The 18,789-nt window shown below is 41.0% G+C and carries 21 protein-coding genes; 14 read left to right on the top strand and 7 right to left on the bottom strand.

What is annotated here, in order from left to right; translation table 11 throughout:
• Positions 1–7: 7 nt before the first annotated feature.
• The 3 genes from BO26_RS24940 to flhB form a co-directional block, all read right to left on the bottom strand.
• Positions 8–256, bottom strand: a complete 249-nt coding sequence (locus tag BO26_RS24940) for a hypothetical protein (RefSeq protein ID WP_477707044.1) — start codon at positions 254–256, stop codon at positions 8–10.
• Between the two features lie 480 nt (positions 257–736).
• The gene (flhA, locus tag BO26_RS16715; RefSeq protein ID WP_036773439.1) at positions 737–2,818 is read right to left on the bottom strand and encodes a flagellar biosynthesis protein FlhA; all 2,082 of its coding nucleotides are present in this window, start codon (positions 2,816–2,818) and stop codon (positions 737–739) included.
• The gene (flhB, locus tag BO26_RS16710) at positions 2,811–3,962 is read right to left on the bottom strand and encodes a flagellar biosynthesis protein FlhB (protein WP_036773436.1); all 1,152 of its coding nucleotides are present in this window, start codon (positions 3,960–3,962) and stop codon (positions 2,811–2,813) included. The genes flhA and flhB overlap by 8 nt, the downstream gene beginning before the upstream one ends.
• 394 nt (positions 3,963–4,356) lie before the next feature.
• Here flhB and BO26_RS16705 point away from each other — a divergent pair, with 394 nt between their 5' ends.
• The 13 genes from BO26_RS16705 to BO26_RS22330 all read left to right on the top strand — a co-directional run bounded on the left by BO26_RS16705 (position 4,357) and on the right by BO26_RS22330 (position 11,051).
• A complete protein-coding gene (locus BO26_RS16705) occupies positions 4,357–6,027 on the top strand; it encodes an S-type pyocin domain-containing protein (RefSeq protein WP_036773435.1) in 1,671 nt (556 codons plus the stop codon).
• Positions 6,024–6,494 carry a DUF6392 family protein gene (locus tag BO26_RS16700; RefSeq protein WP_236637508.1) on the top strand — a complete coding sequence of 157 codons (471 nt, stop codon included), beginning with the start codon at positions 6,024–6,026 and terminating at the stop codon, positions 6,492–6,494. The genes BO26_RS16705 and BO26_RS16700 overlap by 4 nt, the downstream gene beginning before the upstream one ends.
• Positions 6,495–6,691: 197 nt before the next feature.
• Positions 6,692–7,159: a DUF6392 family protein gene (locus BO26_RS16695; protein WP_036773432.1), complete on the top strand. Its 468-nt coding sequence runs from the start codon at positions 6,692–6,694 to the stop codon at positions 7,157–7,159.
• Between the two features lie 106 nt (positions 7,160–7,265).
• Positions 7,266–7,721, top strand: a complete 456-nt coding sequence (locus BO26_RS16690; protein WP_036773430.1) for a DUF6392 family protein — start codon at positions 7,266–7,268, stop codon at positions 7,719–7,721.
• A 38-nt stretch (positions 7,722–7,759) separates the two neighbouring features.
• A complete protein-coding gene (locus tag BO26_RS16685) occupies positions 7,760–8,086 on the top strand; it encodes an HNH endonuclease signature motif containing protein (protein ID WP_036773428.1) in 327 nt (108 codons plus the stop codon).
• Between the two features lies 1 nt (position 8,087).
• Positions 8,088–8,348 carry a bacteriocin immunity protein gene (locus BO26_RS16680; protein WP_036773426.1) on the top strand — a complete coding sequence of 87 codons (261 nt, stop codon included), beginning with the start codon at positions 8,088–8,090 and terminating at the stop codon, positions 8,346–8,348.
• Between the two features lie 40 nt (positions 8,349–8,388).
• Positions 8,389–8,451 carry a hypothetical protein gene (locus tag BO26_RS24685; RefSeq protein ID WP_072023291.1) on the top strand — a complete coding sequence of 21 codons (63 nt, stop codon included), beginning with the start codon at positions 8,389–8,391 and terminating at the stop codon, positions 8,449–8,451.
• Between the two features lie 46 nt (positions 8,452–8,497).
• Entirely contained in the window at positions 8,498–8,965 is a 468-nt protein-coding gene (locus tag BO26_RS16675; RefSeq protein ID WP_036773424.1) for a DUF6392 family protein, read from the top strand.
• 103 nt (positions 8,966–9,068) lie between these two features.
• Positions 9,069–9,536, top strand: coding sequence for a DUF6392 family protein (locus BO26_RS16670; RefSeq protein ID WP_036773422.1), 468 nt, complete (start codon positions 9,069–9,071; stop codon positions 9,534–9,536).
• A 105-nt stretch (positions 9,537–9,641) separates the two neighbouring features.
• Positions 9,642–10,097, top strand: a complete 456-nt coding sequence (locus tag BO26_RS16665) for a DUF6392 family protein (protein WP_036773421.1) — start codon at positions 9,642–9,644, stop codon at positions 10,095–10,097.
• Positions 10,061–10,465, top strand: coding sequence for an HNH endonuclease signature motif containing protein (locus BO26_RS16660; RefSeq protein WP_338049151.1), 405 nt, complete (start codon positions 10,061–10,063; stop codon positions 10,463–10,465). Before BO26_RS16665 ends, BO26_RS16660 begins: the two co-directional genes overlap by 37 nt.
• Before the next feature lie 2 nt (positions 10,466–10,467).
• Positions 10,468–10,722 (top strand): bacteriocin immunity protein, encoded by a 255-nt coding sequence (locus BO26_RS16655; RefSeq protein ID WP_036773416.1) that lies wholly within the window; start codon positions 10,468–10,470, stop codon positions 10,720–10,722.
• Between the two features lie 143 nt (positions 10,723–10,865).
• On the top strand, positions 10,866–11,051 hold the full coding sequence (locus BO26_RS22330) for a CPCC family cysteine-rich protein (protein ID WP_072023289.1): 186 nt from the start codon (positions 10,866–10,868) through the stop codon (positions 11,049–11,051).
• Positions 11,052–12,165: 1,114 nt separating this feature from the next.
• On the opposite strand, the gene BO26_RS16645 is transcribed toward BO26_RS22330, so the two are convergent.
• The 4 genes from BO26_RS16645 to BO26_RS16630 form a co-directional block, all read right to left on the bottom strand.
• The gene (locus tag BO26_RS16645; RefSeq protein WP_036773413.1) at positions 12,166–12,588 is read right to left on the bottom strand and encodes a cupin domain-containing protein; all 423 of its coding nucleotides are present in this window, start codon (positions 12,586–12,588) and stop codon (positions 12,166–12,168) included.
• 522 nt (positions 12,589–13,110) lie between these two features.
• Complete coding sequence (locus BO26_RS16640) at positions 13,111–14,961, bottom strand: type I polyketide synthase (RefSeq protein ID WP_036773410.1); 1,851 nt, start codon at positions 14,959–14,961, stop codon at positions 13,111–13,113.
• Entirely contained in the window at positions 14,954–16,486 is a 1,533-nt protein-coding gene (locus BO26_RS16635) for a biotin/lipoyl-containing protein (protein ID WP_036773407.1), read from the bottom strand. The genes BO26_RS16640 and BO26_RS16635 overlap by 8 nt, the downstream gene beginning before the upstream one ends.
• A gap of 9 nt (positions 16,487–16,495) precedes the next feature.
• The gene (locus tag BO26_RS16630; RefSeq protein ID WP_236637506.1) at positions 16,496–18,493 is read right to left on the bottom strand and encodes a dehydrogenase E1 component subunit alpha/beta; all 1,998 of its coding nucleotides are present in this window, start codon (positions 18,491–18,493) and stop codon (positions 16,496–16,498) included.
• An 89-nt stretch (positions 18,494–18,582) separates the two neighbouring features.
• Here BO26_RS16630 and BO26_RS24230 point away from each other — a divergent pair.
• Positions 18,583–18,789 (top strand): hypothetical protein (locus BO26_RS24230; protein ID WP_236637492.1); only part of this gene is annotated, 207 nt, incomplete at its 3' end.

Raw genomic sequence — 18,789 nt, 5'->3', positions numbered from 1 at the left:
TATTGTTTTATTTTATTTTGTGATGAATGTCACAAAACAAGGTCTCATTTCTGGAAAAAGTCACTTGCAAAAATTGAATTTTCGTTATTACACGAACAGGTAAAAACCTTTCCCTCTGTTTGACGAGGCTGAGGCGATATCGTGGCAATGGCGTTGCTCTGATAGCGGAAACGTTTTGTGCTGTACGTTCTTCTGTTGAGCGGCGAATGAATTGAAAAAACGCAATTTTATTTGCTGTTTTTACCGGTTTATTCACCTGAGACTATTATCTGAAATCATACGTTAGCAATATACGTAGCAATGACTGGAAAAAGTCAATTAATTTATATCCGCTACTTCGCCCTCCTGGGGAGATAAGTGAACAGTGAAAAAAGTGTAGCGATATTATGAAAAATTATTTATAAAATCATTAACTGATGGAAATATAGCTATTTTTACTATTCACTATTTCAATACAAATATATAATTAAATAATAATCTTAAATCCCCATTAATTTTCCTGAGTTTTATTATATTATAACAACACCCATATACCATTTATATTAACAATAGGAAATTAGAGGAAAGCTCAAGATATTGTTTCATGCTGAATAGAATAATAACATCAATAAAACTTGCTGTTATTTTATTGAGGAATATCCCGAGATATTTTTGTCGTTGGAAATAAGGATTATGCTGTCAGATAATTAATATCAGGCCATTTTTAGGAAAATGGCCCATTATTCTATTGCTACAACTATCCGTTACCACCGATCGTCGCTGTCATACGAATTTGACGGTTATCACTGATTTCAAGGCTAGATAAGACAACCAATTGAGGTAAAGTCCTCCGCAAGAAACGTGATAGAAGCGGACGTAATGCATGGTTAACCAACAATACCGGAGGAGCGCCCAGCATTTCCTGACGTTGTAAGGCTTCAGTCGCCTGCTGTTGCAGCTTATCCGCCAATCCGGGCTCCAACCCACCACCATTTTGTAGTGCCTGAATTAACAAACGTTCAAGGCCAACATCTAACCCAATGACCTGAATTTCCTGTGCTCCCGGGAACCACTTCTGTGCAATCGCCCGGCCAAGCGCAATTCTGACGACAGAAGTCAGTTCATAAGGATCAGTTTGTCCAGGTGCATGTTCAGCCAGGGTTTCAATAATTGTCCGCATATCGCGGATCGGCACTTGCTCAGACAAGAGATTTTGTAAAACTTTATGTAAGGTTGTCAGACTGACAATATCGGGAATAAAGTCCTCAGTGAGTTTTGGCATCTCCTGACTGACTCGTTCAAACAGTTGCTGGGCTTCCTGACGACCAAACAATTCATCGGCATATTGAGTCAACAGATGATTCATATGGGTAGCGACAACCGTACTGGCAGCCACCACGGTGTAACCCTGAACCTGAGCCTGTTCTCTGAGGCTGTCATCAATCCAAACCGCAGACAGTCCAAAAGCTGGATCTTTAGTGATATCGCCTTGCAATTCACCTACTGCACCGCCGGGGTTTATTGCCAACCAGCGCCCCGGATGCGCTTCTCCGCGGCCAATTTCCACCCCTTTCATTAAAATACGATAGCCAGCTGGTGCCAGTTCAAGGTTATCCCGGATATGAACTACAGGGGGCAAGTATCCCATTTCTTGAGCAAATTTCTTACGAATTCCACTGATTCTCCCCAGTAATTCCCCATTCTGGCGAAAATCAACCATCGGAATCAGACGATAACCCACCTCCATACCCAAAGGATCTTCAAGCTGAACATCGGACCATGAAGCTTCTGATGTTTGTTGCTGCTCTTCTGCTTTTGGTTTTTCTATATTTATCGCTGGACTATCGGCACGGCGATACAGATACCAACCAAGACCCGCTAACGCCGCAGTAAACAACAGGAAAACAAAATTTGGCATCCCCGGCACCATACCCAGCAATCCGAGAACACCAGCACTCAACATCATCACCCGCGGGTTATTGAACAGTTGAGTGACCATTTGCTGACCAACATCCTGATCGGTTGCCACACGGGTCACAATCACACCCGCAGCAGTCGAAATAATTAAGGCGGGTAGCTGTGCAACTAAACCGTCACCAATGGTCAACAGGGTATAAGCTTCCCCCGCATCAGCCAGACTCATACCGTGTTGGGCCACGCCAACAATTAAGCCACCAACGACGTTGATAACCAGAATCATTAAGCCGGCAATCGCATCACCGCGCACAAATTTACTGGCACCATCCATCGAACCATAAAAATCAGATTCCTGTGTTACCTCAGCACGGCGTTTCTTCGCCTCTTCCTCGCCGATTAATCCGGCATTCAGATCAGCATCAATTGCCATCTGTTTACCTGGCATGCCATCTAACACAAAACGCGCGCCAACCTCAGCAATACGCCCCGCACCTTTGGTAATCACCATGAAGTTAATCAATACCAGGATAATAAATACCACGATACCGATAGCAAAATTACCACCAACCAGAAAGTGACCGAATGCCTCTACAACGCGCCCCGCCGCCGCCGAGCCTGTATGCCCTTCCAATAAAATGATACGCGTTGAAGCCACGTTAAGAGACAAACGCAGTAAAGTTGAAAACAACAATATTGTCGGAAACGCGGCAAAATCCAGAGTACGCCGGGTAAACATAGCCACCAGCAACACCATGATTGATAGGGCTATGTTAAAAGTAAACAACAAATCAAGCATGAATGGGGGTAACGGTAATACCATCATTGACAAGATCATGAGGATCAATACCGGCCCGGCAAGAATTTGCCATTGCGAGCCTTTCATATTACCCGGTAAACGAAATATAGAGGCCAGATTAGCCATGACGATTATTTTCTCCAGCAAAATCCAGTGCTGGCGGCACTGGCAGATTTTCAGGTTTCTTCGGCTTCAAGCCGCCTTCCCGTTTCCAACGTTTCAATTGGTAGACCCAGGCGAGAACTTCCGCCACTGCCGCGTACAGTGTTGCGGGAATATGTCCCCCTACTTCACTATGACGATAAAGCGCCCTGGCAAGTGGCGGCGCTTCAAGGAGTGGAATACGGTTTTCTGTACCCATTTCTTTAATACGTAATGCAATTATCCCTGCTCCCTTCGCCAATACTTTTGGCGCACTCATCTGTTTTTCGTCATATTGCAGCGCGACAGCATAGTGAGTTGGGTTGGTGACGATAACATCCGCTTTCGGAACATCCGCCATCATACGTTGACGAGCCGCTGCCCGTTGTTGTTGACGGATACGCGCCTTAACGTGTGGGTCCCCTTCTTGTTCTTTAAATTCATCCTTTATTTCCTGACGCGTCATTCTCAGTTTTTTCAGGTGACTGTATATCTGGTAAACAACATCGAAAGCCACCATCGGTATTAACATGAAAACCACCACATAACCGGCAAACACCAGCATTTGCATAGCATCATCCAGCGCCAATAACGGTGGTTGCGCGATTAACCTCAACATAGAAGGCCAATTCATCCAAAGAAATAAAGCAGCGCCAATACCGACAAACCCGGCTTTAAGTAGCGCTTTGAATAATTCAGCTAACGCATTCATTGAGAAAATACGTTTCAGACCTGAAATCGGATTCAATTTTTTCGCATCAAATTTGATGGATTTGCTACTGAACACTAATCCACCCAATAGCGCCGGGGCACTTAATGCCACTAACACTAATCCGGCAAAAACCGGCAATAAAGCCCAAACAGCTTGCCGAAGCAATCTGCCAATCTGCTGAACCATCTGTTTATCATTGCTGACCATGCTGTGGTCGAAATTAAAACCTTCAAACACCATCAACGACAATTCATGCGCAATTGATTGACCGCTTAACCAGAGCAAACTTAAGCCACTGGTCAGCATCAGTATAGAACTCAGCTCTCTGGAACGAGCAATCTGCCCCTCTTTCCGGGCTTTTTCCCGTTTATGGGGCGTGGGTTCTTCTGTCTTCTCAAGATCGCTATCTTCAGCCACGGCTTTCCTTGTTAACTTTCAAAACGCGGTCGGTCAGAAAATATGGAATCAAATGGTTGCTAGCATGACAAAAGAGAAAAAATTCGATGGCTGGAACAATGAGAAATTTGGCGGGGTATTTGCAAGATCAAGTTCAATATCTGAGGCGATTCAGCAAAGACACATGAGGTTCCCTGCAACATTTTCTATGGAGATTTACTGTTTCTTAACCAAATATTAATGTTTTTGACTAAAAATCAGCCAACCCCTCATCATTTTCAGAAAATTCCTATATATATTTAAGTTAAATTTTCATGCATTATTTATCATCAATTAACACTTAAATGGTAATTATATGATAATTATTTTGATTAAAACCTCTCTTCATATGGTCAGCCAATGGAGAGATGAATAGATGGCAATAGGACATTATCTGCTCGTTGGTGATAAGACGACCTGTGGTGGCCAGATTATTACGGGCGATCACACCATGACGTTTGATGGGCGAGCAACCGCGCGTGAAGGGGATAAGGTCACCTGCGGTAAGCATCCCGGCACTTATATGATTGTCGGCGGCATATCAGATATGTTTGATATGGGGCGCAAACTGGCTGGCACACTGGATAGTGTCAGTACCTGCCCTTGTCGGGCCCGCTTTATTAACTCAGTTATGGACAGCTACGAGAAGCAGGAACAGCCGGTTAATCACACCGCAACGCCTGCTTATATGGCGTCATCACCAATGAAGGAAGCAACAACAGTTCAGTCCAATCCTCCACCGGTGACACAAGCGCCGCCTCCACCGATCCCGGTATTTGCCAAATCTCGTCAACGGGGCAAAGGCTGTACCGACGCCGGTACGGAGACTGAACCGGCAGATAATTTCGGTAGGATGGGGATATATCAGGTTCTATCATCGCCCGCTCCTGTCACGGAATCAAAGCCTGAACAGCCTCCGCAAGGCAAGAAACACCCGCCAGAACCGGATAAGCCACAGGATAAAAAATTACCGTGGTATAAACGGTGGTTTAGCGACAGCAAGGGTAAGGCCGAAGCCGCTGCAACTGTTGTAGCTACAACGACCCGTAGCGCGGTAGCCGATGGCGAAGCGCTGGTGATGCGTTTCATTGGCGGTGGCGTTACCAGTGCCGGACGTTGGCTGGCAGCACCGAATCCGTTGACAGTCGGGTTAATGGGGTTGTTTTATTCATCGGGGTTAAATGAAGGCGAGGAAGATTACTTAAACCAATATCATCTTAGTGAAATTGCTGAACAGTTCGGTAAAGCACCGACTCGCGTTCGTTTTCGCTGGATCAGAGATGAAAAAAGCGGCAGGATGACGGTTCAGGGGTATCACGTCAGCCCGGAAAGTGGTCTGGATAAAGTGCCGGTTCATATGATGAGATTGAACCGGACTACAGGGAATTACGAATTTTGGGAGCCGGGAGAAAACAGGCCGACGATTTTATGGACGCCGAATGAGCAGGAATTTAAAGTTCCGGCCCATACCGGGAATGAAGAACCGCCGTTTATTCCGTCGCAAATAACCGTATTGCCGATCCCAGATAAAGTCGGCAGCGATATTGAATCGCTGCCGATGCCGGAAGAGAAGGATTTTCGGGATTATATTCTGATACTCCCTATCCCGAATATGCCACCGGTGTATGTGTATTTGAGTAAACCGCCGGTGAAACCGCTGGAAGTGGGGGAATATCATGATCTGGCCGGGCGTAGTCGCAATGATGGAATGGATATTGATCATATTCCATCTAAAGCGGCATTAGAACAATATTTGCTTAAAAAACATAAAGGTGAAATTACTAGTAAACAGATCGAAGGGATTTTGAATAAGGCAATAGCTATAGCTATTCCAAAACAAGTCCATCAGAAATATAGTGAAACCTACGGTGGTCGTAACTCTGTAACTAAAAAAACTCGAGATGCTTCTAACTTGAAAGCGGCGGTTAATAGTAATTTTGATGCTCAAGTTCCTGGCTTACGAGAAGAAGGTTATACCGATGATCAGTTGGATAAAGCACGTGAAGAGTTGCATCGTCTTAATAAAATACAGGAGTGGTATGAATGATGACGGATATTACTGCAATTATTAATAGCTTAGGACAAACTGCGGATATGTTAGTTAAAAGTAAACTTATTCCAGCCGGAAAATTTGAGTTTGCTTTTGAAGGTTCTGCCAGATTTAGTGTTGAACTAGAAGTCGGTCTCACTCTAGTTTTTGATAGCATATCAAAGCAATTAGTTTCTGTTCAATTTACGTTGATCAATGATATTGATTATACTGGTATATATGTTGGTGAAATGCCAACTCCACTTTTCCATCAAATGGATAAAATTACTGTTAGAGAATTGATGGGAGAACCGGATTCTAACAGTGGTCCGAAACGAATTCCGGTAATTGGCCTAATAGGTGGCTTTGATGCCTATATTCGTAAGCTGAATGATCAATATCCAAAGGCAGAAATTCGCTTTCTTTATCGGCCTGACCTCCGTGTACATGCAATCTTATTTGAACCGTTGATAAATGGTGATTGATATTATGACAATTTTGACGTCCTTTTTCTTAATGATTCCACTGCACAAGTTGAATCTTTTACTTTTTTGCCTACCTCAGAAGTGAGCTGGTAATCAATAAATTAAGAATCTTTTTGAGAGCCAATTCATTAATCAACAGCTTAAAAGGTTAAATTGAAGATGAATTGGCTTAATTGAGAAAAGAGGTTATATAAATAATGGCGGTTAATGTTGAAGCGTTAATTAATAGTTTAGGTAAAACTTATCAGGAAATTTTTTATAAAGGATTAATCCCTTATAAAACGAAACCAAAAGGTTTTTCCGGTAATAATGTTATTTATTTAGATATGGTAAAAGAAGGCGTATTTTTAGCATTTTATCGGGAAGGAAAGCGATTAAAAGAAATTACATTAACTTTGCTAAATGAAAAAAAACCGCTATATCAGTTTCCCAACGAATTACCATCTCCCTTGGTGCCACTAATGTCCCGGGAATGGATTCATAAACAGTTTGGTAAACCTGAAAAATCACTTCCTCCGAGGAAAAGATTAAAGAAAGATATTGGTTGGACCGAACTATATATTTGTCTAGGTTTTCATATGCCAATTAATATGCAAGTTGATTATGATCTATTAGAGCGCGTTAAAGAAGTGACATTTCTACCCACCTCAGAAGTGCGTTGGTAGTCAATATAAAGAGGAGATTTTCTTGAAAGCCAATTCATTAATCAACAGCTTAAAAGGTTAAATTGAAGATGAATTGGCTTAATTGAGAAAAGAGGTTATATAAATAATGGCGGTTAATGTTGAAGCGTTAATTAATAGTTTAGGTAAAACTTATCAGGAAATTTATAGTGAAGGATTAATTCCTTATAAGAATAAGCCGAGTAGTTTTCCAGGTGATCCTGATATTCATATTGATATGGTGAAAGAAGGAATTTTCTTATCATTTGAACGGAGTAGTAAGACACTAAATGAAATTACATTAAGGCTACTTAGAGAAAATAAAACTTCTTTTATATTTCCAAGTGAATTACCATCACCATTAAAGCCTTCTATGGATAGAAGGTGGATTGAAGAAAATTTAGGTACTCCGATTAAATCAATACCACCAAGGGAAATTTTAAAGAAGCAATTTGGTTGGGTAGATTTATATCGTTTCACAGACAATATCAGTATGAGAATTTCTTATGATTTACGTGAGAAAGTCAAATCATTGGCATTTCTACCCACTTCAGAAGTGCGTTAAAAGTTGAAGGTAATTGGTTAAGTCTCGCAGGGCAAGATATGGGGGCACCCATCCCCAGCCAGATAGCGGATAAGTTACGAGGGAGGAGATTTAATAACTTTGATGATTTCAGAAGGGCATTTTGGAAAGAGGTTGGTAATGATCTGGAACTATCCAAGCAATTTATTATTTCTAATCATGGGAGAATGAAAGTAGGTAAAGCAGCTAAAACTCGTAGGATTGACTCTGTTGGTAAACGAAATTCTTTTGAACTCCATCATGTAAAACCGGTTAAAGATGGAGGAGCTGTTTATGATCTAGATAATCTACAAGTGGTTACACCCAAACGACATATTGGAATGCATTCTGGCAAAGAGGAAAAATGATATGGAATTGAAAAACAAGATAGAATTCTACACAGAGGCTGAATTCATTGAATTTATGGAAGAAATTTTCAAAGAGAATATTGCAAGAACAGATGAAAGGTTAGATGTATTACTATCTCATTTTGAGAAAGTGACAGAATACCCAGAAGGAACAGACATTATTTATTATGCTATTTCTGACAGTGAATGTAGCCCTGAAGCAATAACAAAAAAAATTAAAGAATGGCGAGCCAAAAATGGTAAACCAGGCTTTAGAAAATAACAGACACTAGGTAAATCAGGAAAAGGACTTCCGGGATTATATTCTAATATTTCCAACCGGTTCAGGTGTTAAATCAATCTATGTAATATTCAACATCTGCTGAAATCAACTGTCGTAATAACTGGTAGAAAGCAAAAAGGGTTATACAAATGACAATTAACGTAGAGATACTAATAAACAGTCTAGGGAAAACGTATCAGGAAGTTTTTGATGCGGGACTCATTCCCTATAAAACCAAGCCAACAGGAAATTTTGGCGCTGAATATATATCTCTAGATATGGTTAAAGAAGGTGTTTATCTCGCTTTTAAACGGAGTGATAAAATTTTATTTGATGTGACACTTACTCTACTAGATAGTGATAAACCATCATACACATTTCCAAATAAGTTACCATCACCGCTGATCTCACATATGTCACGTCAGTGGATACATGAACAATTCGGATTGCCTGAAAAGTCAAAAGAACCAAAAGTGATAATGAAAGAAGAGTTTGGATGGGTTGATTTATATACGATACTAGATTTTCGTATACCAACTAACATGCAAGTTGATTATGATCTATCAGAGCGCGTTAAAGAAGTGACATTTCTACCCACCTCAGAAGTACGTTGGTAGTCAATAAAAGAGTTTTTTCTTGAGAGCCAATTCATTAGTCAACAGCTTAAAAGGTTAAATTGAAGATTAATTGGCTTAATTGAGAAAAGAGGTTATATAAATAATGGCGATAAATATTGAAGAATTGATTAATAGCTTAGGTAAAACCTATCAAGAAATTTTCGATGACGGGCTAATTCCTTATAAAAAAAAGCCAAAAGGAGATCTAGGCTGTGATTATATATCATTGAATATGATTAAAGAAGGTGTGTATTTAGCGTTTAAAAGAGATAATAAAGAACTGCTTGATGTGACTGTCACTTTAATTAATAGGGATAAACCATCGTATCAATTTCCTAATGAATTACCATCACCACTCGTCCCCAAAATGTCACGTAAATGGATTCATGAACATTTTGGTGCACCTGAAAAATCTCATCCTCCAGAGATGATTATGAGACACCAATTTGGTTGGACAGAATTATATACATTGTGCAATTTTCGTATTCCTACAAGTATACAAATTTCTTATGATCTCACTGAACAGGTTGAATCTTTGACTTTTTTACTCACCTCAGAAGTGGGCTGGTAGTTAATAAAAGAGGAGATTTTCTTGAGAGCCAATTCATTAATCCGCAGTTTGCAAAGCTAAACTGAAAATGAATTGGCTTAATTGAGAAAAGAGGTTATATAAATAATGGCGATAAATATTGAAGCATTGATTAATAGTTTAGGTAAAACTTATCAGGAAATTTATAGTGAAGGATTAATTCCTTATAAGAATAAGCCGAGTAGTTTTCTAGGTGATCCTGATATTCATATTGATATGGTGAGAGAAGGAATTTTCTTATCATTTGAACGGAGTAGTAAGACACTAAATGAAATTACATTAAGGCTACTTAGAGAAAATAAAACTTCTTTTATATTTCCAAGTGAATTACCATCACCATTAAAGCCTTCTATGGATAGAAGGTGGATTGAAGAAAATTTAGGTACTCCGATTAAATCAATACCACCAAGGGAAATTTTAAAGAAGCAATTTGGTTGGGTAGATTTATATCGTTTCACAGACAATATCAGTATGAGAATTTCTTATGATTTACGTGAGAAAGTCAAATCATTGGCATTTCTACCCACTTCAGAAGTGCGTTAAAAGTTGAAGGTAATTGGTTAAGTCTCGCAGGACAAGATATGGGGGCACCCATCCCCAGCCAGATAGCGGATAAGTTACGAGGGAGGAGATTTAATAACTTTGATGATTTCAGAAAAGCATTTTGGAAAGAGGTTGGTAATGATCCTGAGTTGATAAAGGATTTTTCTGATGTAAATAAAAGAAGAATTAAAGAGCTTGGGTATGCGCCGTTTTCCATTCCAACTGAACAAGTAGGTGGAAAGAAAAAATTCGATATCCACCATGTAAAACCAATTAAAAGTGGTGGTTCTGTCTATGATATCGATAATTTACGAGTAGTAACACCGAAAAAACACATTGAACTCCATTCTAACAGAGAGGGTATATAAAGATGGAACTGAAAAACAAGCTGGAAGATTATACTGAAGCTGAATTTTTATCCCTGCTGAATAAAATATGGGCAGCAGATGTTTCAGAGAAAGAACATGATGATTTAATAGATCATTTTGAAAAACTTGTAGAACATCCAAGCGGAAATGGACTAATTTTCTATCCAGAAAATGGCGTTGAAGATAGCCCGGAGGGTGTACTTAAAGTTGTAAAAGAATGGCGAGCCAAAAGCGGTAAACCTGGCTTTAAAAAATAGCCATTAAGTCAGTGATAAAAAGGATTTTTGTAATCCTTTTTATCACGGTTAAGTAAGGTTAATACCTCATACAGCTATCATATTGGTATTCCTAGGACAATGTTTAAACCGGAAAGAGGAATAGAATATTGGAATAGGAAATAATGGGATATAATACTTGTCCATGTTGTGGTAAACGGACAATTGAGCGTTTAGGGGAATATGAAATATGTCCGATATGTCATCGGGAGGATGTTCCTGTTCAATCAGCAGACCCACATTTTTCAGGAGGAGCTAATTCTATGAGTTTAGAAGATGCGAAGAAACTCTATCTTTCAAAGAAAGATTGATTTTAGAGTTAAATATTCTTTGTAGTATTTCATTGCTTTTATTGTAAGTGATTAATATTTATATGAAATTACTATCAAATGAATTATTCGCATAACATTATCAATAAGAAATAATTGCTTATAAGAACTGATTTTTGCGACCAGCAGAGCTCAATCGTAATTATAAGAAACCCTGTAATAATGAGAAAATATATAAAATAGAATTGAAAAACACCAATTCCATAGCCCCCAAATAGAGGATATTATTCAACATACAGAGGGGATAAGAAAAACGTATTTCACAGTTCAATGGCGTGATAAGGTAAATAACAGTGGAATTAGAATTATTTACAGGGTCGTCTATTTATTTACAGGTTCTTTAAAATATACATTATCATTAATCATTATAAACAACCTGAAATTATATCAATAATATATTCATCACCATGAACATATTCTTTTATACCTGTTATCTTTCAAGTTGCCTCTTTGTTGGCTGCACTCACTCACCCCAGTCACATCGTTATCTATGCTCCCGGGGATTCGCTCCCTTGCCGTCGAGATTCATCTTGAAATCTATTGGGCATATAATAACCAAGCTTTGAAATGATAAACATTTAATAACTCTTTTTCCTTAACATAGAATACTGACTTTCCTAATTTCATCCTGGCTTAATTATTACTTATTTAAGTTAATTTCAATTCAGAAACTCATTACTACCACTCATTGAAATTATTTTCCAAATTAAACATTATATTAAATTAATTTCAATAGCCCTTCCTACCTTTATTATTACAATAACATATTATCTCTAATATATTTCTCCATTTTATTTCCAGTAAATTTCTATTCCATAGGCTAGTACCTGATCCCCTTCATGAGATGCCCATATTATATTAATTGAAAAAATCTTATACCCGTCATCTTTCAAGTTGCCTCTTTGTTGGCTGCACTCACTCACCCCGGTCACATAGTTCTCTACGCTCCCGGGGATTCGCTCCATCTTGAAATCCATAGGGTATATATCATCCTTTTATCATGCCAATAATTTATCCTGATTTATAATTATCTTCATGAATATCATAGCATTCTCGCAATCCATCAAGCACTAGCACATATTTAATTTATCCCAAGTTAAACCTTTAATTCCTCTGGCGTTCCCTCTCTATATGGCACCAGCTTCGTCCTATCTTGTGAATCAACCGCACAATGATTATTACCAACAACAAGCATAACCAAATCACTGGTTGCTTTAATTGCGTGATCTATTTGTCCATTCACAAAATAACAAACCCCAGGCTCTATTTTATGCTTTTCTCCCGCATAAATAACATAACCCGTTCCTGCGAGTACAAATAAGATATGATGCCCTACGTGAGTATGATTCTGCATCCCTTCATCTTTGCTGAAACGAATTAGATCAGCACCAAAACCATCAAACGAAACTAATCCCTCGCCCGTTCCCATACTATTAACCATTTTATGACTTCTCGCCATTGTATCTACAACGAGATGCTCACCATTCCAGTGACAAAACCTATTTTTAATAAACTTCATATTACCTTCCTTTTATCTCTACAAATAAAATTTTATTTTAAAGTAACTATCCATCTATTAAATAAAACAATATTTCCCAGTAAAAATTTAATCTTCAAAAATCATATTGAAAAAGAAATTAACTGGTTATTAACAACATATCAAATAGAAATATTTAATTCTATAATAGTATTTTACAAAAGCTCACTCTGTGATAGCAATCACCGTAAAACTGTTATTTTAAATTTCTCTGTAGAAGATAATCCCAGTTTAAAGTAATATCAGTAAAAATTTAGGTTAATTATATTATTAAATCAGGATAATAATGTCGTTAATTAAGTTGACATTAATCCCCACTAAAAATAACCATATTCAAAAATATATAAATGCAATTTTTTATTCTAATTCATTAGACAAATCCGATACTTTATCTTTATCACAAGGGTGAACAACATAAATTGTACCTAAAAGAAACCCCACAACCTCTGACGAGATTGTGGGGTTTCCACCATATGCTCTGGTTTTCCCGTTCCGTTTCACTTCCTACGGTTTTTCAACCACAGCTTCATTATTAAGTAACCAGTAACGCCGATGCTCAAAAGCATATTTCGGCAATCTAATGCGTAACGGTTTTTGCCCGGAAGGCCAGCAGGTACGCCAATCTATATTCTGACCTTGTAACCATAAAAATCGAGAGTCGTCTTCCGCCATATGGAGCCATTGTTCTTCATTGGCTGAAGCAGACGAAACAAAATTACGTAACTGGCTCAGGAGATCTTGTCTTGATGCCGCCACAAACAATGCCCGATGAGGTAAAGCGGCCCGACCAAACTGCAATGTCCAGCTCACCGCTTGTAAATCAATATTTGCGTCGTTTTCAATAAAATCTCCCAGCATGACAACCATTTTTTGCAATGATGCCGGGCTATTAGCGGCAATAGGATAGTAATATTTCTCCGAACTGGCCTTAACCGATTGCTGTGTTTTGGTCTGGGCTTCCTCCAAAATAACATGAGCATTACTTCCACCTAATCCAAAGGAACTTAATCCAGCAAAACGTTTTTGCCCTGCCCCCACCTGCCAGGAATGTACTTCCGTAGCCAATTGTAAGCGCGTATCCGTGTTATCAATTTCAGGATTCAAACGCTGAAATGCTGCGCTAGGTACAATAGATTTATGCTGCAACATCAATAAGACTTTAACGATGCCCGCTAATCCCGCCGCTCCCTCTAAATGTCCTATATTGGCTTTTACTGAACCAATATAACAAGGCTGCCGGGTTTTTCCTGATTTATCATGGTGAAAGACTTCGTTAAGCGCATTAAATTCTATTGGATCGCCCAGCGAAGTCCCCGTTCCATGTGCCTCCATGTAACTGATTTGTTCCGCAGAAACTCCAGCCTGTTGCAAACAATCATTGACTAATGCAATTTGCTGCTCTGGATTAGGTGAAGTCAGTGAGTTAGCTCGCCCACCATGATTTATCGATGATGCCCGAACGTATCCATAAATCAGGTCCCGATCCTCTAATGCCTGTTTGTGCGTTTTCAGAAATAGACACACAGCCCCTTCACCACGGACAAAACCATTAGCATCTGCATCAAAAACCCGGCAGCACCCATCTTTAGATAACATTCCCGCTCGATAATAAGCAGCCATGTTAAATGTGTTGCTCAATAGATTAATACTACCAACTACCGCCTGTTGGCATTCTCCAGAACGCAATGAATTTACAGCTTGAGTCAATGCAGTTAACCCGCTTGAACACGCAGTATCAATTTGTAAACTCGGACCGACAAAGTTGTAATAAAATGACAATCTGTTTGCCAGAAGGCAATTCAGTGTTCCCGTCGTTACATAAGCATTTGCCATCGTCATATCAGCCGCAACGAGCTCACGGTAGTCATTACTGCATGACCCAATAAAAACACCCGTTTTTGATCCTGAATAGTCAAGCGGATTCGCTCCGCTATCTTCGATTGCCTGCCAGGTCAGCTCCAATAACATTCTCTGTTGCGGGTCCATCATTGCCGCTACCCGCGGAAAAATCCCAAAGAATGGTGCGTCAAAGCCATCAATACTATCAAGTAACCCCGCTTTTAATGCCTTTTGGGGCACCGGAATAGCGTAAGGTTTCCCAGAGGCAAGCCGTTCCTCGGGAATCTCTTTTATCACGCTGCGACCAGATTTTAAGATCTCCCACATTTGTTCAGGAGAATCTTCTGCTCCAGGAAGCCGGAAAGCCATACCTACAATAGCAATGGGCATCTGTTTCTTATCACCCGAATCGCTTATTGATGGAGCAATGGCGTTCAGATGCTCTAACAAGACAGATTTGGCTATCTGCTGTTCATCTGGACTTAGTGAATGATATATGTGATACAGATTATCCATGCTGCTTCCCTCCTTCTATGAGGCGCTGCAACCTTAATGCAGCTTCACCATCAAGGTCACGCACTGCATTAGTAAAGTCATCTAAGGAATGCTTTTTCTTCTCAGTCAGTTCAGTGCTGGAAATGTCAAGATACTCAATTAATCGATGCGGCGAACTATGGCGCCAGAACAGAGTTGGAGATAATTTTCGCTGAAAATCCCGTGACATCAGTCCCGCAAGTTTTACCGCCTTAAGCGAATCAATACCCAAATCAGCCCAGGTACGTTGCATCATTGATTCAGTAAAATCCTCATCCCAATTCAGGAAATCAGCCAAAAGTGTACGTAACTGACCAGAGACCGATTTGCCAGGTTTACTTGCCATTTGGTGGGCTACCGATTGTGACCCAGCCAGAGCACGAACCTGAGTAATAACTTCGGTAATAAATTCAGATGCCTCCACTCCATTCAGCAAATAGTGATTAAATGCTAGAACCAGGCTCATTTCTTTGTTGTGAGGCGCACCAATGAATAATGTTGACTGAGATGGCGGCACAATAACCGGTACGGCAAAAGTGGCGCCATCGTTGCCGGTATATGAAATCATCATAGGTACATCAATGTCGACGTGCAGTTTCTCCGCTTCTGGATCAAGTACACTATTCAGATGCTGTCTGAACTCGAAAAAGCCCATTGTCTGCGTTCCCGGTACTTTTAACGAACTCAAATCACCTTTTTCATCCAGAAAAGCAATACCCAGGTTGATATCTGTATAAGTGTGATAGCGTTCTTGATCCAGCGGCCTCGAACGCAACATCGGGAATTTTTTCAGTGCCTGAGCAACGGCGTAAGTGATTACCTGAAATGGCGTTATCCACTCTTGTTGCCCGGAAGTGTCCGTTAAGTGACGAATGGCACTATCAACAAGCTCAATCGGTAATGGTTTAGCCGCCCAACAAGGCTGTACAGTCGCACTATTTAACCGTATTGCACGATTAAGACGTTGCTGATCCCTTGACAGAAAACCGATATTGCCATTCTCGGCATTACCCTTTTCTGCCGGTTTGGTTTCGCGGTGCTGTTGAAGATAATCATCAATATGACCTGGCAATAATGTCCCGTGTTTTTCCGCCAGTTGGCTAAGAATTTGCGGCTCAATCTGATGTTCTTGCGCGTACTGCCGGGTTTTTGGCGGAATACGCGCAGGAGGCGCTGATACCTCAGGAGCTGCTGCCTCTATCTCCACATTTTCCACGCTCTCCAGCGCAGGCGTTAACTCTTCACTGACAGGGGAAGGCTCTGCCAACTCGCCAACCGCTCTAATAACAGCAATCGCCGATCCAACTGGGATAATATCATTTTCCGCCGCCAGCCATTTTTCCAATATCCCCTCGACATCAGACTCAATGGTAAACGCGGCCTTATCCGTCTCCATTTCATAAACAGGTTCATCACGCTTGACATAATCTCCCACCTGCTTAAGTAACTGGATGACGACAACTTCCGTGGTTCCTTCTCCCATCGGGGGAATAAACAACTGTGCCATAAATTCTCCTTAGCCCATTACCGCATAGACGGAGGTCAAAATGTCATCCGTGCTGGGTAAAACAGCTTTTTCTAAACAAGGATTAAAAGGAATATGAATATCTTCACGCGTTACCAGGCGCGGAGGTGCCAGTAAGGAGAAGAAATTGTCATTCTCATCCAAAACATCAGCGATAATGGATGCACCAACACTGGCCGTCCGGGTATCCTCTTGCACAACGATAAGCCGCCCGGTTTTGCGCAAAGATGTCGCAATCCGTTGTTTATCCCAAGGTACCAGACTACGTAATTCAATCACTTCAATATCAATATTGTTTTTTTCTGCCTGAAGAGCAGCCATCGTCGCAAGCTGAACCGTATTCCCCCAGGCAACCAGTGTAATATGCTGACCGGCCCTGATAATATTTGCCTGCCCAAGCGACACTGGTGTCACCAACCGGCGCTCATGACGCTCTCTCATCAGGTGTTTAGGGATCAGGATCAGACTCGGCATGTCCAGACTTAACGCGGTACGGAACAATGCGACGGTATCAGCCGGTGTCGTTGGAACCATAACATTAATACCGGGAATATGCGCCAGGATACCGTCCGAGCTTTGGCTGTGCCATATGCCGCCGCCAGGCAGATAAGCACCATAGGGCGCATATATCACCACCGGACAGCGCCATTTTCCTACCGTTCTCCAGCTTAAAGTGCCAAGTTGCGACTGTAACTGATTGAGACCTAGCCCAACAAAGTCAATAAATTGCAGCTCAACAATCGGACGCCAGCCACAGGCGGACAACCCCACAGATGAACCAATAATCGTGGCTTCAGAAAGGGGAGCATTAAAAACGCGATCAGGGTAACGAGTGGATAAGCCGCGGGTGAAACCAAAAACCCCTCCTTTAGGATCTTCAATATCCTCACCAAATAACAGCACATTTGGATTCTGGCTCAACGCCTCGTCCAAGACCTGATTCACCGCTTTAAACTGTGTCTCTTCGGCTTCCATTTCAATATGTACAACAGGGGCACTTTCACGATTACACAAATAGGTACTGACACTGGCAGGATCAGGCTCTGCCTCGTGATAAACACGCTCAAATATTTCCATGACATCCGCTTTAATGCGCTCTTTTTGTTCAGCCAATGCCTGTTCAGTAATCGCCCCTTTTTCCTTTAAATAAGCGACATAATTTTCAATAGGGTCCTGTAGTGCCTCCAGTTCATCCGGGGTACGGTACAATTTGTGAGAATCTGAGTTGGAATGAGAATCTAACCGGTCCACACGACAAACCAGGATGCAAGGTGTTCGCTCAAATCGTGCCTTATTGAATACCTCCTGTGCAACAGGAAATACGGTTTCCGGCCTGCGGGCATCGACACGGCGAATCAAACACTCGTTAAATATTCCCAATCGATACGGAGCCATCTTCTCCGTTGAGGTACTAATACCCAATTTATTATCGGAAACCACAAAGACGACAGGCAAACGCCTTTCAACCGCAAAGCTGACCGCCTCATAAAATTCTCCCTGCCGGGTTGCCGCATCACCGACACCACACACGACAAGCCCATTTCTATTATCCAACACGCTTGCCCAGGCAGCTCCAGTCGCAGGAATACATTGGGTTCCCGTCAGACTGACTACCGAGAAGATATTATGCTCTTTGGAGCAAAAATGGTTCGACATGGTCCGGCCCGCTGAATGAGAAGTGGCCTTGCCCATCAGTTCCCTTGTCATTTCAACAATAGACATACCACGCGCTAATACTAATGCCCGATCACGATAGTAAGGAACCAACACATCATTCTTTTCCATCAGCTGTGGCAACACTGCCAATCCTTCATGTCCAGCAGCCGATACATGGAACCAGGCTCGGCCTTGTCGTGTGACTATCGCACTACGATTATCAAATTCCCGTGACAGCAGCATGTCATAAAGTAACTTTTGCTCATCCAAACAATTATCTATTGAAGGGCTGTGTTCCTTAAGAGGTACTTCATTGATCTGTACGTCTATCACTCTCTTTTTCCTCACAAATAGTTAACGTGGTAATTGTCGTTATTGCGCTTAATGCCTGATAAAAAGGTGAATACGGGGGAGTCTCATTCATGATGACCAGAGAGACTATAGATCCCGATAAAGAAGTGAACGTAGGGTTATTGCCTACACGAATTACAAAAGATAGAGGTATACGGTCACAATTTTTAATTACGTTTATACCCGTCATCTTTCAAGTTGCCTCTTTGTTGGCTGCACTCACTCACCCCGGTCACATAGTTTGCTATGCTCCCGAGGATTCGCTCCCTTGCCGTCGC

It is taken from the genome of Photorhabdus australis DSM 17609, assembly GCF_000711895.1.
GTDB lineage: Bacteria > Pseudomonadota > Gammaproteobacteria > Enterobacterales > Enterobacteriaceae > Photorhabdus > Photorhabdus australis.
This window is presented reverse-complemented; position numbering and strand designations above follow the sequence as displayed.

Excerpts from the sequence above, each read along its gene's own strand:
- flhA (WP_036773439.1), bottom strand. The coding sequence starts at position 2,818 with ATGGCTAATCTGGCCTCTATATTTCGTTTACCGGGTAATATGAAAGGC.
- BO26_RS16705 (WP_036773435.1), top strand. The coding sequence starts at position 4,357 with ATGGCAATAGGACATTATCTGCTCGTTGGTGATAAGACGACCTGTGGT.
- BO26_RS16700 (WP_236637508.1), top strand. The coding sequence starts at position 6,024 with ATGATGACGGATATTACTGCAATTATTAATAGCTTAGGACAAACTGCG.
- BO26_RS16695 (WP_036773432.1), top strand. The coding sequence starts at position 6,692 with ATGGCGGTTAATGTTGAAGCGTTAATTAATAGTTTAGGTAAAACTTAT.
- BO26_RS16690 (WP_036773430.1), top strand. The coding sequence starts at position 7,266 with ATGGCGGTTAATGTTGAAGCGTTAATTAATAGTTTAGGTAAAACTTAT.
- BO26_RS16685 (WP_036773428.1), top strand. The coding sequence starts at position 7,760 with ATGGGGGCACCCATCCCCAGCCAGATAGCGGATAAGTTACGAGGGAGG.
- BO26_RS16680 (WP_036773426.1), top strand. The coding sequence starts at position 8,088 with ATGGAATTGAAAAACAAGATAGAATTCTACACAGAGGCTGAATTCATT.
- BO26_RS16675 (WP_036773424.1), top strand. The coding sequence starts at position 8,498 with ATGACAATTAACGTAGAGATACTAATAAACAGTCTAGGGAAAACGTAT.
- BO26_RS16670 (WP_036773422.1), top strand. The coding sequence starts at position 9,069 with ATGGCGATAAATATTGAAGAATTGATTAATAGCTTAGGTAAAACCTAT.
- BO26_RS16665 (WP_036773421.1), top strand. The coding sequence starts at position 9,642 with ATGGCGATAAATATTGAAGCATTGATTAATAGTTTAGGTAAAACTTAT.
- BO26_RS16655 (WP_036773416.1), top strand. The coding sequence starts at position 10,468 with ATGGAACTGAAAAACAAGCTGGAAGATTATACTGAAGCTGAATTTTTA.
- BO26_RS22330 (WP_072023289.1), top strand. The coding sequence starts at position 10,866 with ATGGGATATAATACTTGTCCATGTTGTGGTAAACGGACAATTGAGCGT.
- BO26_RS16645 (WP_036773413.1), bottom strand. The coding sequence starts at position 12,588 with ATGAAGTTTATTAAAAATAGGTTTTGTCACTGGAATGGTGAGCATCTC.
- BO26_RS16640 (WP_036773410.1), bottom strand. The coding sequence starts at position 14,961 with ATGGATAATCTGTATCACATATATCATTCACTAAGTCCAGATGAACAG.
- BO26_RS16635 (WP_036773407.1), bottom strand. The coding sequence starts at position 16,486 with ATGGCACAGTTGTTTATTCCCCCGATGGGAGAAGGAACCACGGAAGTT.